This is a genomic window from Sphingobium sp. MP9-4 (assembly GCF_005281675.1).
GTDB classification, from domain to species: domain Bacteria; phylum Pseudomonadota; class Alphaproteobacteria; order Sphingomonadales; family Sphingomonadaceae; genus Sphingobium; species Sphingobium yanoikuyae.
The window spans coordinates 46567-61991 of record NZ_LUFI01000039.1; the positions used below are offsets into that span (position 1 = coordinate 46567).

Here is a 15425-nt window from a genome sequence, read left to right on the forward strand (position 1 = left end):
GATGACCGAGATATTGCTATTTTCCTATGGCACGCTGCGGCTGGCGGAGGTGCAGATGGCGCTGTTCGGTCGGCTGGTGCAAGGGGAGCCGGATGCGATGTCGGGCTATCGCCAGCGCATGATCGAGATCAGCGACCCCGACGTGATTGCCAAGAGCGGCACGCGCTGGCACCCGATGGTCGAGCCGAGCGATAGTCCCGAGGACGCGGTGGAGGGAATACTGTTCCGCCTGACGGAAGCAGATGTCGCCAGCGCCGACGCCTATGAGGTCGACTATGTCCGGCGCGAAGTGCTGCTGCGGTCGGGACGGCGGGCCTTTGTCTATGGGGACAAGGGGGCTTAGGCTGGCAGCGCCAAGGCACATATATGGAATGGCGGGGATGGGTGGTTAGGGGACTGGCGGCTTTGGGCGAGGTCAAGCCGTTAACGGCCCTTCTTTCAATAATATCGCCAACGCTTAAAAGTCTGAAACAGACCGCCCGAAATAAGAAGAATAGCCAATAGTAGGGTGCCGCTGAATGCAGAAGCCACCCCCATCACAACGATGTTTCTGATCGATATATCGGACTCGCTGTTATCAGGCGTCGGTATCAACATCATTGCTATGAATATCAATGGTGCAATACAGAAAAAGGCCACCCCCATCCATATTCGCCGATTTAGCTCAGCCAATCGCATCCGGCTATTAACTAAGGAAATAGCGACGAGTATCGGTATCAAGAATGACAGAAGAGCGTAATCTTTCGGAGCCATGCGATACTCTATCGAGCAGGCTCATCGTCCGCTAGTAGGAAGGTTCGCCCACAGCTAAACGCTCCAAAATGGTCGCTTCTAGGCCGGCAGAACATATCCTCGCTGCTAGGCCGCCGGCCAATGGAACACGATGCGGCTGTTGCCAGTGACCTCGCCCCGCGCGTCAAAGCGGCGTTCCAGCGCCAGGCCGGTGCCGTCCGGGGCGATGGCGACGACGCTGCTGCAGCGTGTGCCATAGACGGGGTTGCGGATGAAGATGGGGGAGAGGGGCGGCTCCAGCGGGGCGTCGGACGGCGTGGCCGGGGCGATGCCGGTGGCGGGCAGGGTCTCGCGGCGCAGGGCGTCGAACAGGCTTTCCGGATCGGTCGCGCCGGCGACCAGCCATTGCAGCATCGCTTCCTTGAGCGCGAGCGTCTTGGGCCAGGGCTGGTCGAGCGGACCGTTGGAAAGGCCGTAGAGGCCGGGTGCGAGCAGGCTGCGCTGGGGTTCGGGGCGATTGGTGAGGAAGAGGAGCCGGTCGCGGTCGGTGAGCAGCAGGTTGAACGGGTTGAAATCGTCGAGTGCCGCAGTGTTAGGATCGGCATAGGTGCCGCTGCCGGTCAGCAGGTCGGTGACCAGTGCGCCGCGTGAGGCGCGGTCGGGCAGGGGATCGCCGAAACCGCGCAAATTGGTGATGACGGCGACGCGGCCATCCTCGTCCGCGCCGAGCCAGGTGCCGCCCGATTGCAGGTCGCGCCCGGCGATCAGCCCCGGCCGATCGTCCCAGCGCGCCATCGCGGCGGCGGGGCGGGCATGATATTCGTCGCGATTGCCGATCAGGACAAGCTGCCAGCGCGGGTGCGCCCGCCAGGCCAGTGCTACGATACACATAATGCCGCCTCCATCCTGCAACACCGGCTTGATAAATCGCGCGGCCGCCGCCATATAGGGGGTGCCGGGCTCGCCCGGCTATGGTGATAAATCGTGTCGTATAATAGACGCAGCGGACCCGGGGGCAGTACCCGGCGGTTCCACCACATGTCCCGGAAGGCCTTTGGTCTGGCGGGGTGTCTGATGGGGCCGAACTAGGATCGACGTGTGTTCAAAGGCGATGCTTTTACCCGGCCCGTGTAAGCCGTTAAACTGTGCAAAACTCACAAGTGCCAACGATAACGAAGCACTCGCCATTGCAGCGTAATTGAGGGCCTCACGGCCTGACATTACTCTAAAATAGCGCGGTTGAACCCACCGGGCAACAGAAGGGAATTCAGCGGCCCCCGGAGGCGCCGGGCAACAGAAGCCTCCGGACCCAATCCATCAGCGATGTTTTTTTCAGGCCACGCCGCTTGCGGCGCATGGCCTTTTTGCGGGTCCATGATGCGATTCGAATCGAACAAAATTTGCATGCCGCATTCGATTTCACTTTTATGACACTGATGTGAAAAACGCATAAGGCAATGAAATTGCGTCTATATAAAATGGAATCGACGCCCATGCCTGATCTTGTGCCGATGTCATCAAGATGAAATAATTCCGGCTATGTTGGAAAGTTTTTTTCGGAGAAAATCGATGTTCAAGGCGGCGGCAGTTGCGGGCTTTCTTCTGGCTTCGGCAGTGCCGGCCATGGCGTCGGCGGCGGATGACGTGATCGTCAGCGTCGTGCCGGATGCGGGTCTGGCCGCGTCGGCGCTGCTCGCCCATGATTTCGACAAGGCCGCCCGCAAGCTGCAGGCGGTCTGGCCCGACACCATCAACGATCCGGCGCGCCTGATCAACCTGGGCAATGCCTATGCGGGGATGGGGCGCACTAGCGATGCGCGTGAGGCCTATGCTGCGGTTGCGCGCGTGCCCGACATGACGCTGGTGCTGGCCGACGGCAGCGAGGAATCCTCGCGCTCGATTGCGCAGCGCGCTTCGGCCCGCCTGAATACGAGCTATGCGATGCGCTGAACGCCCTGTTTCAGTGGCTCGCGCAGGGGCGTCGTCCGGTGGACGGCGCCCCTTTCTGTTGGCTGTGGCGGTTGGGCCACTGTCTTTGAACTGTAATTTTATCGACCCCGATATGTCATAAAAGGAAAATGAGGCTGTCATTTACCGCGCCTACCTGCCGCTTCCGAGGGCGACAGGGGGCGTTGTCCGATTCGCTTTTCCCCCTTGCGCTCCGCATCGCAACAAACCCGGCAGAAGCCGGAGCGGAGACGACATGGCCAAGATCAACCGTATCCATAATATCCTGATGGCGGGCTGCGCCTGCGCGGCGCTGGCTGCCTGCGGCGCGGACGACATCGCTTCGCCCGGCACCGGTGGCGACGTCATCATCAACCCGACGCCGACCCCCACGCCGACGCCGACCCCCACGCCGACCCCGACCGGCGTTACCCCGGCTGCCGGCTGCCCGACGATCGCCGACCCCAAGGGCCTGACCGACGAAGGCACCATCTCCAGCTCGAACGGTGATGCCTGGCGCGTCTGCACGCTGCCTTCGATCATCGCCAAGAGCATCACCCTGCCCAAGATCGCCGGCCTGGTCTATCAGATGAAGGGCCGCGTCGACGTCGGCTGCGACAGCGGCTTTGCTGCGCCCACCGCCTCGGCGCCCGTCACCAGCTCGACCGTGGGCTGCACCACCGCCAACGGCTTCACGCTGGTCGGTGGCCAACTGACCGCCGACACCAACGTCACCCTGACCATCGAGCCGGGCGTCATCGTCTATGGCGGCACCGGCACGAGCTGGCTGGCCGTCAACCGCGGCAACAAGATCAACGCCGTCGGCACCGCCAGCGCGCCGATCATCTTCACCAGCCGCGACAATATCAACGGCAACTCGACTGAAAACTCGATGGGCCAGTGGGGCGGCGTCGTGCTGATGGGCCGTGCGCGCGTCACCGACTGCAACAGCGGCGGTTCCGTTGGCGCAGACACTTGCGAGCGCCAGACCGAAGGTTCGGCCGATCCGGCCGTCTATGGTGGTCGTGACGACACCTATAATGCGGGCACGATGAAATATGTGCAGATCCGCTATTCGGGCTATGTTCTGGGTTCCAACTCGGAGCTGCAGGCGCTGACGACCGAAGGCACCGGCAGCGCCACCACGCTGGACTATATCCAGAGCTTCAACAGCTCGGACGACGGCGCGGAATTCTTCGGCGGCACGGTCCACATGAAGCATTATATCGCCACCGGCGCGGATGACGACAGCCTCGACGCCGACACCGGCATCCAGGGCCGCTTCCAATATGTGCTGATCGTGCAGCGTCCGGGCCAGGGCGACGCGCTGATGGAAGTCGACAGCAATGGTCTGGAAAGCGATACCCCGCGCCAGAACACCATCGTCGCCAACTTCACCGCGATCCAGTCGCAGGTCAGCAGCAACAACGAAGCCAATGACCAGGCATCGATCCTGAACCGCGGCAACAGCGACCTGTCGCTGGTGAACGGCATCGTCGTGTCGCCCAACAACGAGTGCGTCCGCCTGCATGGTACCGGCACTGCCGCGACCCGCGCCACGCTGACCGCCCGTTCGGTGCTGATGCAGTGCAACGCGACCAAATATATCGGTTCGGGTAGCGGTTCGACCGCCTACACCGCCGCCGATGTCGCCGCGATCTTCAGCGGCAACAACAACAATGATGCCTACACGGCCTCGCTGAGCGCGGTGTTCATCAACGGTGCGGCCGAAACCGCCGCCACCGCGATCGACGCCAAGACGCTGGACAGCTTCTTCGACACGACGACCTATGTCGGCGCGGTCAAGGACGCCAACGACACCTGGTTCGCCGGCTGGACCTGCAACTCGGCCTACGCGCCGTTTGACAGCACCAGCACCGCGCGCCGCGCCTGCACCTCGATCCCGCTCTAAGACGGGACGGACCTGATGCGGGGCGGGACGCGGCCATGATCGGCCGCATCCCGCCCCGAAACGTGCAATGACCTTATCTAGGGGATATTCGATGGCGACGCCGCTCAAGTTCGCGGGCCTGCTGCTGCTTTCCACTGCGCTGGTCGCGCCGGCCGCGCTGGCCCAGGAAGTGCCCGCGCCCGCCGATGCCACCACGTCCGACCCGCAGGCGGCCGATCCTGCTGCCGCTGCCGGTCGTTCGACCGCTGAGGATCCGGAGGCGGCGCCCGACATTTCGGTCCCCGGTTCCGACATCATCGTCACCGGCCGCCGCAGTGCCAACGTCCAGAAGAATATTCCGGCGGTGGTTTCGGTCCTGTCTTCCGCCGATATCGCCCGGACGGGCGACGGCAACATTGCCGGCGCGCTGGGCCGCGTCACCGGCCTGTCGGTGGTCGGCAACGGCTATGTCTACGTCCGAGGCCTGGGCGATCGCTATTCGCTCGCGCTGCTGAACGGTTCGCCGCTGCCCAGCCCCGAGCCGCTCAAGCGCGTCGTGCCGCTGGACCTGTTCCCGACGAACATCGTCTCGTCCTCGATGGTGCAGAAGAGCTATTCGGCCAATTATCCCGGCGAATTCGGCGGCGGCGTCATCAACCTGACGACCAATGCGGTGCCGGCGGAAAGCTTCCTGACGATCAGCGGCGGTATTGGTGCCAACACCGAAACCACCTATCAGATGGGCTATAGCTATTATGGCAGCAAGAGCGACTGGACCGGCTTCGACAATGGCAGCCGCGACATTCCGCCGGCGCTCGCCGCCTTCTTCGCCAGCGGCGAACGGATCAGCTCGGGCAATGTCGATACCACCGCGATCGCGGCGGAAATGGTGCGCTTCAGCAAGGGTACCGTCCAGCGCATCAAGGATATCGACCCCAATTATTCGGCGACCATTTCGGGCGGCACCTCGTTCGACCTGGGCGGTTCGACCCTGGGGCTGATCGCCACTGCGGGCTACAGCAACAAGTGGACTACGCGCGACCAGCGCCAGCAAAATTCGATCACGCCCGACCTGTCGGCACTCAATTCGGATTTCCAGCGCGTCACCACCGACAATCGCATCGTCGTGAACGGCCTGCTGGGCCTGGGCCTGGAGTTTGGCGACAACAAGATCCGCTGGACCAACCTCTATATCCGCGACACGCTCAAGCACACCCGCATGGGCCTGGGCAACACCCAGACCCAGCCGACGTCGGACATCATGGAGCAGGATACCGCCTGGTATGAGCGCCAGCTGATCGACACGCAGGTGGTGGGCGAGTTCAAGCTGAGCCCGGCGTTCAGCCTGGATGTGCGCGGCGGCTTCGCCAATTCGCAGCGCGAAGCCCCCTATGAACTGTCGTTCGAATATATCCGCACCAATGCAGCGGCCGACCCCTATGGCAATCTGTTCGTCAACCGTCTGAATGGCAATACCGGCCAGACCGCGACGGTCAGCTTCTCCGACCTCAACGAGGATCTGTGGTCGGGCGGCGCGGACCTGACCTGGAAGCCGTCGGCCGACATGGCGCTGACCGCCGGCTATGCCTATGTCGACACCAACCGCACCAGCTCGCGCCGCGACTTCCAGTTCCGCGCGTCGAGCGACATGCCCGAGGGCGTGGGCGTGCTGCGCCCCGACCTGCTGCTGGCGCCGGGCATCGTCAACGCTTATGACATTGCCCTGATCGAGACCAACGAAGGCAATCCCGCCTTCCGCGCGACGCTCAAGAACCATGCCGGCTATGGCAAGCTGAACTGGCAGATCCTGGACGACCTGTCGCTCGACGCGGGCGTGCGTTATGAAACGGCCAAGCTCAACGTGTCGCCGCTGCAGGTGTTCAGCACGCCGGGCGCCGGCACGGCTTCGACCCAGCTCGACAACAATTACTGGCTGCCCAGCGGCACGCTGACCTGGCAGATGCGCGACGACATGCAGGTGCGCCTGAACGCGTCGAAGACCATTGCCCGGCCGCAGTTCCGCGAGCTGATCTATCAATTCTACTTCGATCCGGACACCAACCGTCGCTATCAGGGCAACCCCTATCTGCAGGACAGCAAGCTGTTCAACGCGGAAGCGCGCTATGAATGGTATTTCGCGCGGGATCAGCGCTTTACGCTGTCGAGCTTCTACAAGACGATCGACAATCCGATCGAAACCTTCATCTCGCTCAACAGCGATGCGTTCATCACCAGCTTCGCCAACGCGCCCAAGGCCGACCTCTATGGCGGCGAAGTCGAGCTGCAGAAATATTTCGACCTGTCGTCCATGTCTGACAGCGCGTTCTTCTCGACCCGCCGTCTGGTGACGATCGCCAACTATACCTACACCAAGTCGAAGCTGAAGGTGAAGGAGGGCGATACGACCGCCGTGTTCGGCGCGTCGTCGACGCTGGCGACCGACTATTTCCGCAACGGTTCGCCGCTGACGGGCCAGTCGGACCATCTGGTCAACTTCCAGTTCGGCCTGGAAGACCAGGACAAGTTGTCGCAGCAGACGCTGATCCTGTCCTATGCCAGCAAACGCGTGACCAGCCGTGGCCTGGCCAACCAGGACCAGCCGGACGTCTATGAACATCCCGGCATCAACCTGGACTTCGTGGCGCGCCAGGGCGTCTATGTCGCGGGGCGCCAGTTTGACGCCAAGTTCGAGGTGCGCAACATCCTGGGCAACGACTATGAGGAAAGCCAGTCGAACGGCACCAACAAGGTCATCTACAACGCCTATAATTATGGCACGACCTTCAACTTCTCGCTGTCGACCACCTTCTGACGTCAGGCACAGCCGAAACGGAAAGGGCGCCCGATCGGGCGCCCTTTTGCGTTGGGGGATCGGCGGTGCGGGCTCATTTCTCCATCAGCAGCTTCACGATCCGGCGCTTGCCGAAGCGCAGCGGGTCGGCGAACCAGGTTATCTCCACTTTCTGCCCCTCGCGCAGATAGGGCGGACCGCCGGCAAAGCCGCAGAAGGTCGCCACCGGACAGCGGCTGCCCTCGTGCCAGGAAAAACTCTCCCCGCCGATGTCGAAGCCATGGGTTATATTGGTCTGATGTTTCTGGAAGGAGAGGGGGTCGGTATTCCGGCTGCGCGTGCGGATGTCCCATAATTTGCTGATCCGGCCCTTGGTCACGCTCATCTGGTCCATGTCCATGGCGCCGACCCTCAACTGGTCGAACAGCGGCAGGACGCCGAACCACAGACCGGCAAGCAGGATCGCGGCCGGCATATAGCGCGGCATCCGTCGCCCGGATCGCTTCCACCAGCGGGCGCCCAGGAACAATAGGGCAAAGAAGATCAGATAGAGGATCGCGGCCCAGTCGAACGGCGCCATGCTCCTGTCATAGGCTGTAATCACGCGAGCCCCCCCCCCAGCGCATTTCTTCCATCATGCCATGACGGGTGCGAAAGGAAAGAGGCTGGCGGTGCGTGCGACCGGGCAGGGGGGGGGGCATGGCCGCGCATTCGGAGCGGGCAGGCATGTTGTCCGTGCATCATCGCGGACGCTTCACAGGGTTTTCCCCGATAGCCGGCTGGTCAGGCAGGATGCAGACAAAGGCGACCCAATTCCTGTTCATGCGAAGGGAAAGCACCATGGCCGACAAGAAACCCAATATCCTCGTCATCTGGGGCGACGATATCGGGATATCGAACCTCAGTTGCTACACCGACGGGGTGATGGGCTATCGCACGCCCAATATTGACCGGATCGCCAGGGAGGGGATGAAGTTCACCGACAGCTATGGCGAGCAGAGCTGCACCGCCGGCCGTTCTTCCTTCATCACCGGACAGAGCGTGCTGCGCACCGGCCTGTCCAAGGTCGGCATTCCCGGCGCGCCGGTGGGCATGAGCGACAAGATCATCACCATCGCCGCGCTGCTGAAGGAGCAGGGCTATGCCACCGGCCAGTTCGGCAAGAACCATCTGGGCGACCTGAACCATATGCTGCCGACCAACCATGGCTTCGACGAATTTTTCGGCAATCTCTATCACCTGAACGCCGAAGAAGAGCCGGAGATGGAAAATTATCCGCTCAACGAACCGGACATGCCGCATTTCAAGGAACGCTTTGGCCCGCGCGGGGTGATCCATTCCTTCGCGACCGATGTCGACGACGCCACCGAAATGCCGCGCTGGGGCAAGGTCGGCAAGCAGAAGATCGAGGATACCGGCCCGCTGACGGCCAAGCGTATGGAAACCTGCGACGATGAATTCGTCGAACGCGCGTCAAAGTTCATCAAGCAGGCGGAGGCCGATGGAAAGCCGTGGTTCGTATGGGTGAACACCACGCATATGCACATGTTCACGCACCCCAAGCCGGGCAGCAAGGGCCAGGCCGGCCGCTGGCAGTCCGACTATCACGACACCATGATCGATCATGACAAGAATGTCGGCCAGCTGCTCGACCTGCTGGACGAACTGGGCATCGCCGAGGACACGCTGGTCCAATATTCGACCGACAATGGCCCGCATCGCAACAGCTGGCCCGATTGCGGCACGACGCCGTTCCGCAGCGAAAAGAACACCAATTGGGAAGGCGCCTTCCGCATTCCGATGATGGTGCGCTGGCCGGGCAAGGTGCCGGCCGGATCGGTCTCCAACGGCATCGTCCAGCATCATGACTGGCTACCGACCTTCCTGGAAATGGCGGGCGAGCCCGACATCGTCGAGAAGGTGAAGAAGGGCTACAAGGCGATCGGCCGGACCTACAAGAACCATATCGACGGCGTCAGCCTGGTCGGACACATCACCGGCAAGGAGGAGAAGAGCCCGCGCAACGCCTTCTTCTACATCAGCGACGATGGCGACATCCTGGCCATGCGCTACGACAATTGGAAATGCGTGTTCCTGGAACAGCGCTGCGCCGGCACGATGAAGGTCTGGGGCGAGCCGTTCACCCGGCTGCGCATTCCCAAGCTCTTCAACCTGCGGATCGATCCCTATGAGTTCGCCGACATCACATCCAACACCTATTATGACTGGGTGTTGAAGAACACCTTCTTGCTCTATGGCGCGCAGGCGGGGGCGGCCCAATTTGCCGACACCTTCAAGGAATTCCCGCCGATCCAGAAGCCCAACACCTTCACCATTGACGACGCGATCAACGCGATGGGCGATGCGGCGGGCGGCGCGAGCTGAACCATGAAAAAAAGCGGCGCGGGATACTGTCCCGCGCCGCTTCTGATCATCGCTGTCCTGATGCCGCCGCCCGATCCTGCGATCGGGCGGCGGTCTTGATCAGGCCGCCTTGGGCGGAGCGAACTTGGTGAGGTCTATGCCGACCACCGCCTTCTTATATTCGTCCATATTGGGCGTGCGGCCCAGGATGGTCGAAAGCACCACCAGCGGGGTCGAGGCGAGGAGGGATTCACCCTTCTTCTCGGCCGTGTCTTCCACCACGCGGCCCTGGAACAGGCGGGTCGAGGTGGCGAGGACGGTGTCGCCCTTCGCGGCCTTTTCCTGGTTGCCCATGCACAGGTTGCAGCCCGGACGCTCCAGATAGAGGGTGTTCTCATATTCGGTGCGGGCGGCGTTCTTGGGGTGGCTGTCGTCGAATTCGAAGCCGGCATACTTCTTGAGCACGTCCCAGTCGCCTTCGGCCTTCAGCTCGTCGACGATGTTGTAGGTCGGCGGGGCGACGACCAGCGGCGCCTTGAATTCGACCTTGCCCTCGGCGGCTTCGATGTTCTTCAGCATCTGGGCCAGGATCTTCATGTCGCCCTTGTGCACCATGCACGATCCGATGAAGCCCAGATCCACCTTCTTGGTGCCGCCATAATAGGAAACCGGGCGGATGGTGTCGTGGGTGTAGCGCTTCGACACGTCGGCATTGTTGACGTCCGGGTCCGCGATCATCGGTTCGTCGATCTGATCGAGGTCGACGACGACTTCGGCATAATATTTGGCGTTGGCGTCGGGCGACAGGGCCGGCTTCTCGCCCGAGCGGATCTCGGCGATGCGCTTGTCGGCCAGAGCGATCAGGCCACGGAGCGTGCCGGCGGCATTTTCCATGCCCTTGTCGATCATGATCTGGATGCGCGACTTGGCGATTTCCAGCGACTCGATCAGCGTTTCGTCCTGCGAGATGCAGATCGACGCCTTCGCCTTCATTTCGGCGGTCCAGTCGGTGAAGGTGAAGGCCTGGTCGGCCAGCAGCGTGCCGATATGGACTTCGATGATGCGGCCCTGGAAGACATTCTCGCCAGCGAACTGGTGGAGCATCTGCGCCTGGGTGGCGTGAACGACGTCGCGGAAGTCCATATAGGGCGCCATCTGGCCCTTGAAGGTGACCTTGACCGACTGCGGGATCGGCATGGTGGCTTCACCGGTGGCCAGCGCCAGCGCAACCGTGCCCGAGTCCGCGCCGAAGGCGACGCCCTTCGACATGCGGGTGTGGCTGTCGCCGCCGATGATGATCGCCCAGTCGTCCACGGTGATGTCGTTCAGCACCTTGTGAATGACGTCGGTCATCGCGTGATAGACGCCCTTGGGGTCGCGCGCGGTGATCAGGCCGAAATTGTTCATGAAGCTCATGAGCTTGGGAATGTTGGCCTGGGCCTTCTTGTCCCACACCGACGCGGTGTGGCAGCCCGACTGATAGGCGCCGTCGACCAGCGGCGAGATGACGGTGGCGGCCATCGCCTCCAGTTCCTGCGCGGTCATCAGGCCGGTGGTGTCCTGCGACCCGACGATGTTGACCTTCACGCGCACGTCCGAACCGGCATGCAGCACCTTGCCCGGCGTCACGCCCACGGCGTTGCGGTTGAAGATCTTTTCCACGGCGGTCAGGCCCTGGTCGTCGACCGTGATTTCCTTGTTCGGCGCGAACACCTTGGGTGCTTCGATGCCCAGCGTTTCGGCAGCGAAGGTCTGCAGCTTCTTGCCGAAGACGATGGCGTAGCTGCTGCCCGCCTTCATGAATTCCATCTTCTGGGGCGTGAAGGCGGCGGCGACGTCGACCAGTTCCTTGCCGGCCTCGTCGGTCAGCTTCTTGTTCTTGACGTCGATCTTCAGCACCGTGCCAGTCGCGACCGAGAAGGCCTCCTCCAGCACCGGATTGCCGTCATTGTTGATGATCGCCTTGCCCTCGCCATCGGTCTTCTTGACCCAGTTCTTGAGGTTGAGACCGATGCCGCCGGTGACGTCCACAGTGGTCGCGAAGATCGGCGAGATGCCGTTGGTGCCCGCGACGACCGGCGCATAGTTGACGAAGGGGACATAGGGGCTCTGCTGCTTGCCGGCCCACAGCGCCACATTGTTGACGCCCGACATGCGCGACGAGCCAACGCCCATCGTGCCCTTTTCGGCGATCAGCATGACGCGCGCGTCGGGATGCTGGGCCTTCAGGGCGACGATTTCCTGCTGCGCCTCGGGCGAGATCATGCACAGGCCGTGCAGTTCGCGGTCCGAACGCGAGTGGGCCTGGTTGCCCGGCGAGAGAAGATCGGTCGAGATATCGCCTTCGCCGGCGATGAAGGTCACGACCTTGATCTCGTCCTCGACCTCGGGAAGCTTGGTGAAGAATTCGGCCTTGGCATAGCTTTCCAGCACGTCCCTGGCGACGGCATTGCCGGCCGCGAAGGCGTCGCGCAGGCGGAACATGTCGGCGTCGTAGAGGAAGACCTGGGTCTTGAGCACGTCGCCCGCCTGCACGGCCAGCGCCGCGTCATCGCCGAGCGCAATGTCGAGCAGCACGGCGATCGAGGGGCCGCCCTTCATGTGGCTGAGCAGTTCCAGCGCGAAGGCGGGGGTGATTTCCGCGACGGTGACGTCGCCCAGCACGACCTTCTTGAGGAAGTCGGCCTTCACGCCGGCGGCGCTGGTGGTGCCGGGCAGGGTGTTGTAGATGAAGAATTTCAGCGCATCGGCGCGATGTTCGCTGCCCGCGTCCTGGATCAGGGTGATGAGTTCGGCGACGAGGGCGCCGTCGTCGATCGGCTTGGGTGCGAGCCCCTGGACTTTCCTGCTGTCGATTTCGGCCAGATAATCCAGGTAGATGCTCATTATAAATCCAATGCCATAAAGTGTATGAATCCGGGCGTGGCACCACCGGACGGCTTTATGGACCGACCTGGGGCGGTGACGGGTCGCGCGTAGGCCAAGATCGCCCGGCTTGCAAGCTGCCCGATAGGCCCGGATGCACCGATCCGGATCGCCCCGGCGCTCGCTGCGCGGGGAGCGGCGGCGATCCGTAGCGGTGGACGAGTGTCAAGGCGGATATTGGGTGCCACCATGATGTCTGCAACCCTTCTTATGTTGCCCAGGCGGCTCCAACATGTCCCGCAAAGAAGAGGCGTGCACTCCGCCGGTGTCGCGATTGTGAGAAATTGTTGCGCAGGCGGCTGGGCATATCATCATTGATTGACCGCTACCTTCTTCCTCCACATCAGACCGTGAAATTCTAATGCGACTAAGTCGCACTATTATTTCAATGGGGGTCTGAGATGCCATTTCCTGCAATATTCTCGACGCGTGCCCATCTGCTGGGGGGCGCTGCCCTGATCGGTGCGCTCGCACTGCCCGTCGCCGCCCAGGCGCAGGCGCCCGATGCCGATGCCGATGCGCAGTCGAGCGCGATCGTCGTCACCGCGGCCGGCTATGAACAGAATATCATCGAGGCACCGGCCAGCATCACCGTGCTGGGCCGCGAGGAATTGCAGGAGAAGCGGTTCGGCAGCCTGGCCGAAGCGCTGCAGGATGTGCAGGGCGTCGATGTCGGCGGCGAAGCGGGCAAGACCGGCGGCCTCAACATCTCGATCCGCGGCATGCCCAGCGACTATACGCTGGTGCTGATCGACGGCCGGCGCCAGAATGCGCCCGGCGGCGTCACGCCCAACGGCTTTGGCGAAACTTCCACCAGCTTCCTGCCGCCCTTCTCCGCGATCGACCGGATCGAGGTGGTGCGCGGCCCGATGTCCACCCTTTACGGCTCGGACGCGATGGGCGGCGTCGTCAACATCATCACCCGCAAGGTCGGCGATCGCTGGGTCGGCACCGCCAGCGCCGAAAGCACGATCCAGGGCGATGATCGCTTCGGCAATATCCAGTCGGTCAACGGCTTTGCCCAGGGGCCGATCATCAAGGGGCTGGCCGGCCTGACCCTGCGCGGCAGTGTTTTCCACCGCGCCGGCTCCGATATCGAGATCCCCGGCGATCCGGCGCTGACCTTGGGCCGCAACCCGGTGGAATCCGACATCTATAATTATGGCGGCCGGCTGACGCTGACGCCCCATCCCGATCATGACCTGTGGTTCGAATATGATCGCAACGAACAAAGCTATGACAATAGCCGGGGCCAGCTCGGCACGCTGGGATCTGGCGGCTATGCCCCCGAACAGCGGTTCAACCGCAGCAATTATGTGATCGCGCACAGCTGGCGCATGGGTTTCGGCCAGCTCGACACCACCCTGACCCGCAACGAGACCGAGACGATCGGCCGCCTGATCCCCAATGGCACGCCGGGCGCTGTGCCGGGCAGCCCGCGCACGCTGGAGGCGCGCAACGACATCATCGATTCCCGCTTTGCCGGCAAGGCGGGCGCGCTGGCCTTCACCGTTGGCGGCCAATATTGGAAGGCGCGGATGGTCGAGGGCGTCGCCCCCGAACCGTTCAAGTTCACCCAATGGGCGGGCTTTGCCGAAGCGACGCTGACCGTCGTCGATGGCTTCAATATCACCGGCGGCGCGCGCTATGACAATCACTCGACCTTTGGCGACAAATGGTCGCCGCGCGCCTATGCGGTGTGGAACATCAATGATGTGCTGACCCTGAAGGGCGGCGTCAGCCGCGGTTTCAAGACGCCGCGCGTCGAACAGATTGCCGAGGGCATCATCGGCTTTGGCGGGCAGGGGCGCATCCCGCTGCTCGGCACGCCGGGGCTGAAGCCGGAAACCAGCACCAGCTATGAAGCGGGCCTCTATTATGACGGCGACGGCTTCTTCAGCGGCAATGTCACCCTGTTCAACAATGACTTCACCGACAAGATCGCAAGCGGTCCGGGCATCCCCAATTGCCAGTTTTCGGGCAATCCCAATCGCCCCGGCTGTCTGGATGTCGGCCCGTTCCCGACCGTGGACCTGTTCAGCCAGTCGATCAACATCGACAAGGCCCGCACCCGCGGCGTCGAGGTGGCAACCCGTTTTGCCCTGACCTCCACCCTGTCGCTGACGGCCAACTATACCTATACCGAGACCGAGCAACTGAGCGGCGCGGAAGAGGGGCTGCCGCTGATCGGCATGCCCAAGCATATGCTGAACGGCAATCTGCGCTGGAAGCTGGGCGACAAGGCCAGCGTCTGGACCCGCGCCGAAATCCGTTCCAGCCGCTATCGCGGCGCCAATGCGCAGCAGACGTCCGTGGGCGACTTCCGCAACTATGAAGTCTTCCACCTGGGTGGTTCCTACCAGGTCGCACCGGCCTTCCGCCTGTCGGCGACGCTCTACAACATCCTCGACACCGACTATGCGGTCTATGTGCCCTATCAGACCGGCACGACGACCGCCTGGACCCCGGCCTATTCGATCAACCAGGAAGGGCGCCGCCTCTGGCTCTCGGCCACGGTCGACTTCTGACGGGAGAAGGGCCCCGCCCTGCGCGCCAGGCGCGGGGCGGTGTCATGGGCTCCCTGAAGGGAGAGGTGGTCTGAAAGGCGATCAATTTTAGTTGGTCGGTGCTAGGGTCAGGATCCATTGATATGGGCGTTGCGATCTGATTCATGCTCCGTGAGGAGACTGGAATTGAGTGACCTGTATTGGCTGACGGACGACCAGATGGCGCGGCTTGAGCCGTATTTCCCCAAGAGCCATGGCAAGCCCCGGG

10 protein-coding genes, 1 other RNA gene and 1 pseudogene are annotated in these 15425 nt (G+C 62.7%); 8 read left to right on the forward strand and 4 right to left on the reverse strand.

Translation table 11 applies throughout. The features are described from left to right. Position 1 precedes the first annotated feature (1 nt). Complete coding sequence (locus A0U87_RS13740; RefSeq protein WP_048936881.1) at positions 2 to 343, forward strand: gamma-glutamylcyclotransferase family protein; 342 nt, start codon at positions 2 to 4, stop codon at positions 341 to 343. A 515-nt stretch (positions 344 to 858) separates the two neighbouring features. Here A0U87_RS13740 and A0U87_RS13745 read toward each other — a convergent pair. Further along, positions 859 to 1623: an NRDE family protein gene (locus tag A0U87_RS13745; protein WP_048937045.1), complete on the reverse strand. Its 765-nt coding sequence runs from the start codon at positions 1621 to 1623 to the stop codon at positions 859 to 861. 24 nt (positions 1624 to 1647) lie between these two features. Here A0U87_RS13745 and ssrA point away from each other — a divergent pair. Further along, positions 1648 to 2002: a transfer-messenger RNA gene (ssrA, locus tag A0U87_RS13750) on the forward strand. Here ssrA and A0U87_RS26215 read toward each other — a convergent pair. Beyond that, complete coding sequence (locus A0U87_RS26215; RefSeq protein WP_159078612.1) at positions 1953 to 2138, reverse strand: hypothetical protein; 186 nt, start codon at positions 2136 to 2138, stop codon at positions 1953 to 1955. The genes ssrA and A0U87_RS26215 overlap by 50 nt on opposite strands. A 163-nt stretch (positions 2139 to 2301) precedes the next feature. Here A0U87_RS26215 and A0U87_RS13755 point away from each other — a divergent pair, with 163 nt between their 5' ends. The 3 genes from A0U87_RS13755 to A0U87_RS13765 all read left to right on the forward strand — a co-directional run bounded on the left by A0U87_RS13755 (position 2302) and on the right by A0U87_RS13765 (position 7382). Next, positions 2302 to 2682, forward strand: a complete 381-nt coding sequence (locus A0U87_RS13755) for a hypothetical protein (RefSeq protein WP_004207460.1) — start codon at positions 2302 to 2304, stop codon at positions 2680 to 2682. A 253-nt stretch (positions 2683 to 2935) separates the two neighbouring features. Then, positions 2936 to 4591, forward strand: coding sequence for a hypothetical protein (locus tag A0U87_RS13760; RefSeq protein ID WP_048936879.1), 1656 nt, complete (start codon positions 2936 to 2938; stop codon positions 4589 to 4591). 91 nt (positions 4592 to 4682) lie between these two features. Next, positions 4683 to 7382 carry a TonB-dependent receptor gene (locus tag A0U87_RS13765; RefSeq protein WP_048936878.1) on the forward strand — a complete coding sequence of 900 codons (2700 nt, stop codon included), beginning with the start codon at positions 4683 to 4685 and terminating at the stop codon, positions 7380 to 7382. 73 nt (positions 7383 to 7455) lie between these two features. On the opposite strand, the gene A0U87_RS13770 is transcribed toward A0U87_RS13765, so the two are convergent. Then, positions 7456 to 7965, reverse strand: a complete 510-nt coding sequence (locus A0U87_RS13770; RefSeq protein ID WP_234415587.1) for a hypothetical protein — start codon at positions 7963 to 7965, stop codon at positions 7456 to 7458. Between the two features lie 236 nt (positions 7966 to 8201). On the opposite strand from A0U87_RS13770, the gene A0U87_RS13775 reads away from it, so the two are divergent. Further along, positions 8202 to 9746, forward strand: coding sequence for an arylsulfatase (locus tag A0U87_RS13775; protein ID WP_038292613.1), 1545 nt, complete (start codon positions 8202 to 8204; stop codon positions 9744 to 9746). Between the two features lie 99 nt (positions 9747 to 9845). Here A0U87_RS13775 and A0U87_RS13780 read toward each other — a convergent pair whose 3' ends face one another. Then, positions 9846 to 12611, reverse strand: coding sequence for a bifunctional aconitate hydratase 2/2-methylisocitrate dehydratase (locus A0U87_RS13780; RefSeq protein ID WP_048936876.1), 2766 nt, complete (start codon positions 12609 to 12611; stop codon positions 9846 to 9848). Positions 12612 to 13051: 440 nt separating this feature from the next. Between A0U87_RS13780 and A0U87_RS13785 the strand changes: the two genes are divergently transcribed. After that, a complete protein-coding gene (locus tag A0U87_RS13785) occupies positions 13052 to 15178 on the forward strand; it encodes a TonB-dependent receptor (protein ID WP_137405629.1) in 2127 nt (708 codons plus the stop codon). A 165-nt stretch (positions 15179 to 15343) separates the two neighbouring features. Continuing rightward, a pseudogene (locus tag A0U87_RS13790) lies at positions 15344 to 15425 on the forward strand (IS5/IS1182 family transposase); the annotation flags it as partial.

Excerpts from the sequence above, each read along its gene's own strand:
- A0U87_RS13740 (WP_048936881.1), top strand. The coding sequence starts at position 2 with ATGACCGAGATATTGCTATTTTCCTATGGCACGCTGCGGCTGGCGGAG.
- A0U87_RS13745 (WP_048937045.1), bottom strand. The coding sequence starts at position 1,623 with ATGTGTATCGTAGCACTGGCCTGGCGGGCGCACCCGCGCTGGCAGCTT.
- A0U87_RS26215 (WP_159078612.1), bottom strand. The coding sequence starts at position 2,138 with ATGCAAATTTTGTTCGATTCGAATCGCATCATGGACCCGCAAAAAGGC.
- A0U87_RS13755 (WP_004207460.1), top strand. The coding sequence starts at position 2,302 with ATGTTCAAGGCGGCGGCAGTTGCGGGCTTTCTTCTGGCTTCGGCAGTG.
- A0U87_RS13760 (WP_048936879.1), top strand. The coding sequence starts at position 2,936 with ATGGCCAAGATCAACCGTATCCATAATATCCTGATGGCGGGCTGCGCC.
- A0U87_RS13765 (WP_048936878.1), top strand. The coding sequence starts at position 4,683 with ATGGCGACGCCGCTCAAGTTCGCGGGCCTGCTGCTGCTTTCCACTGCG.
- A0U87_RS13775 (WP_038292613.1), top strand. The coding sequence starts at position 8,202 with ATGGCCGACAAGAAACCCAATATCCTCGTCATCTGGGGCGACGATATC.
- A0U87_RS13780 (WP_048936876.1), bottom strand. The coding sequence starts at position 12,611 with ATGAGCATCTACCTGGATTATCTGGCCGAAATCGACAGCAGGAAAGTC.
- A0U87_RS13785 (WP_137405629.1), top strand. The coding sequence starts at position 13,052 with ATGCCATTTCCTGCAATATTCTCGACGCGTGCCCATCTGCTGGGGGGC.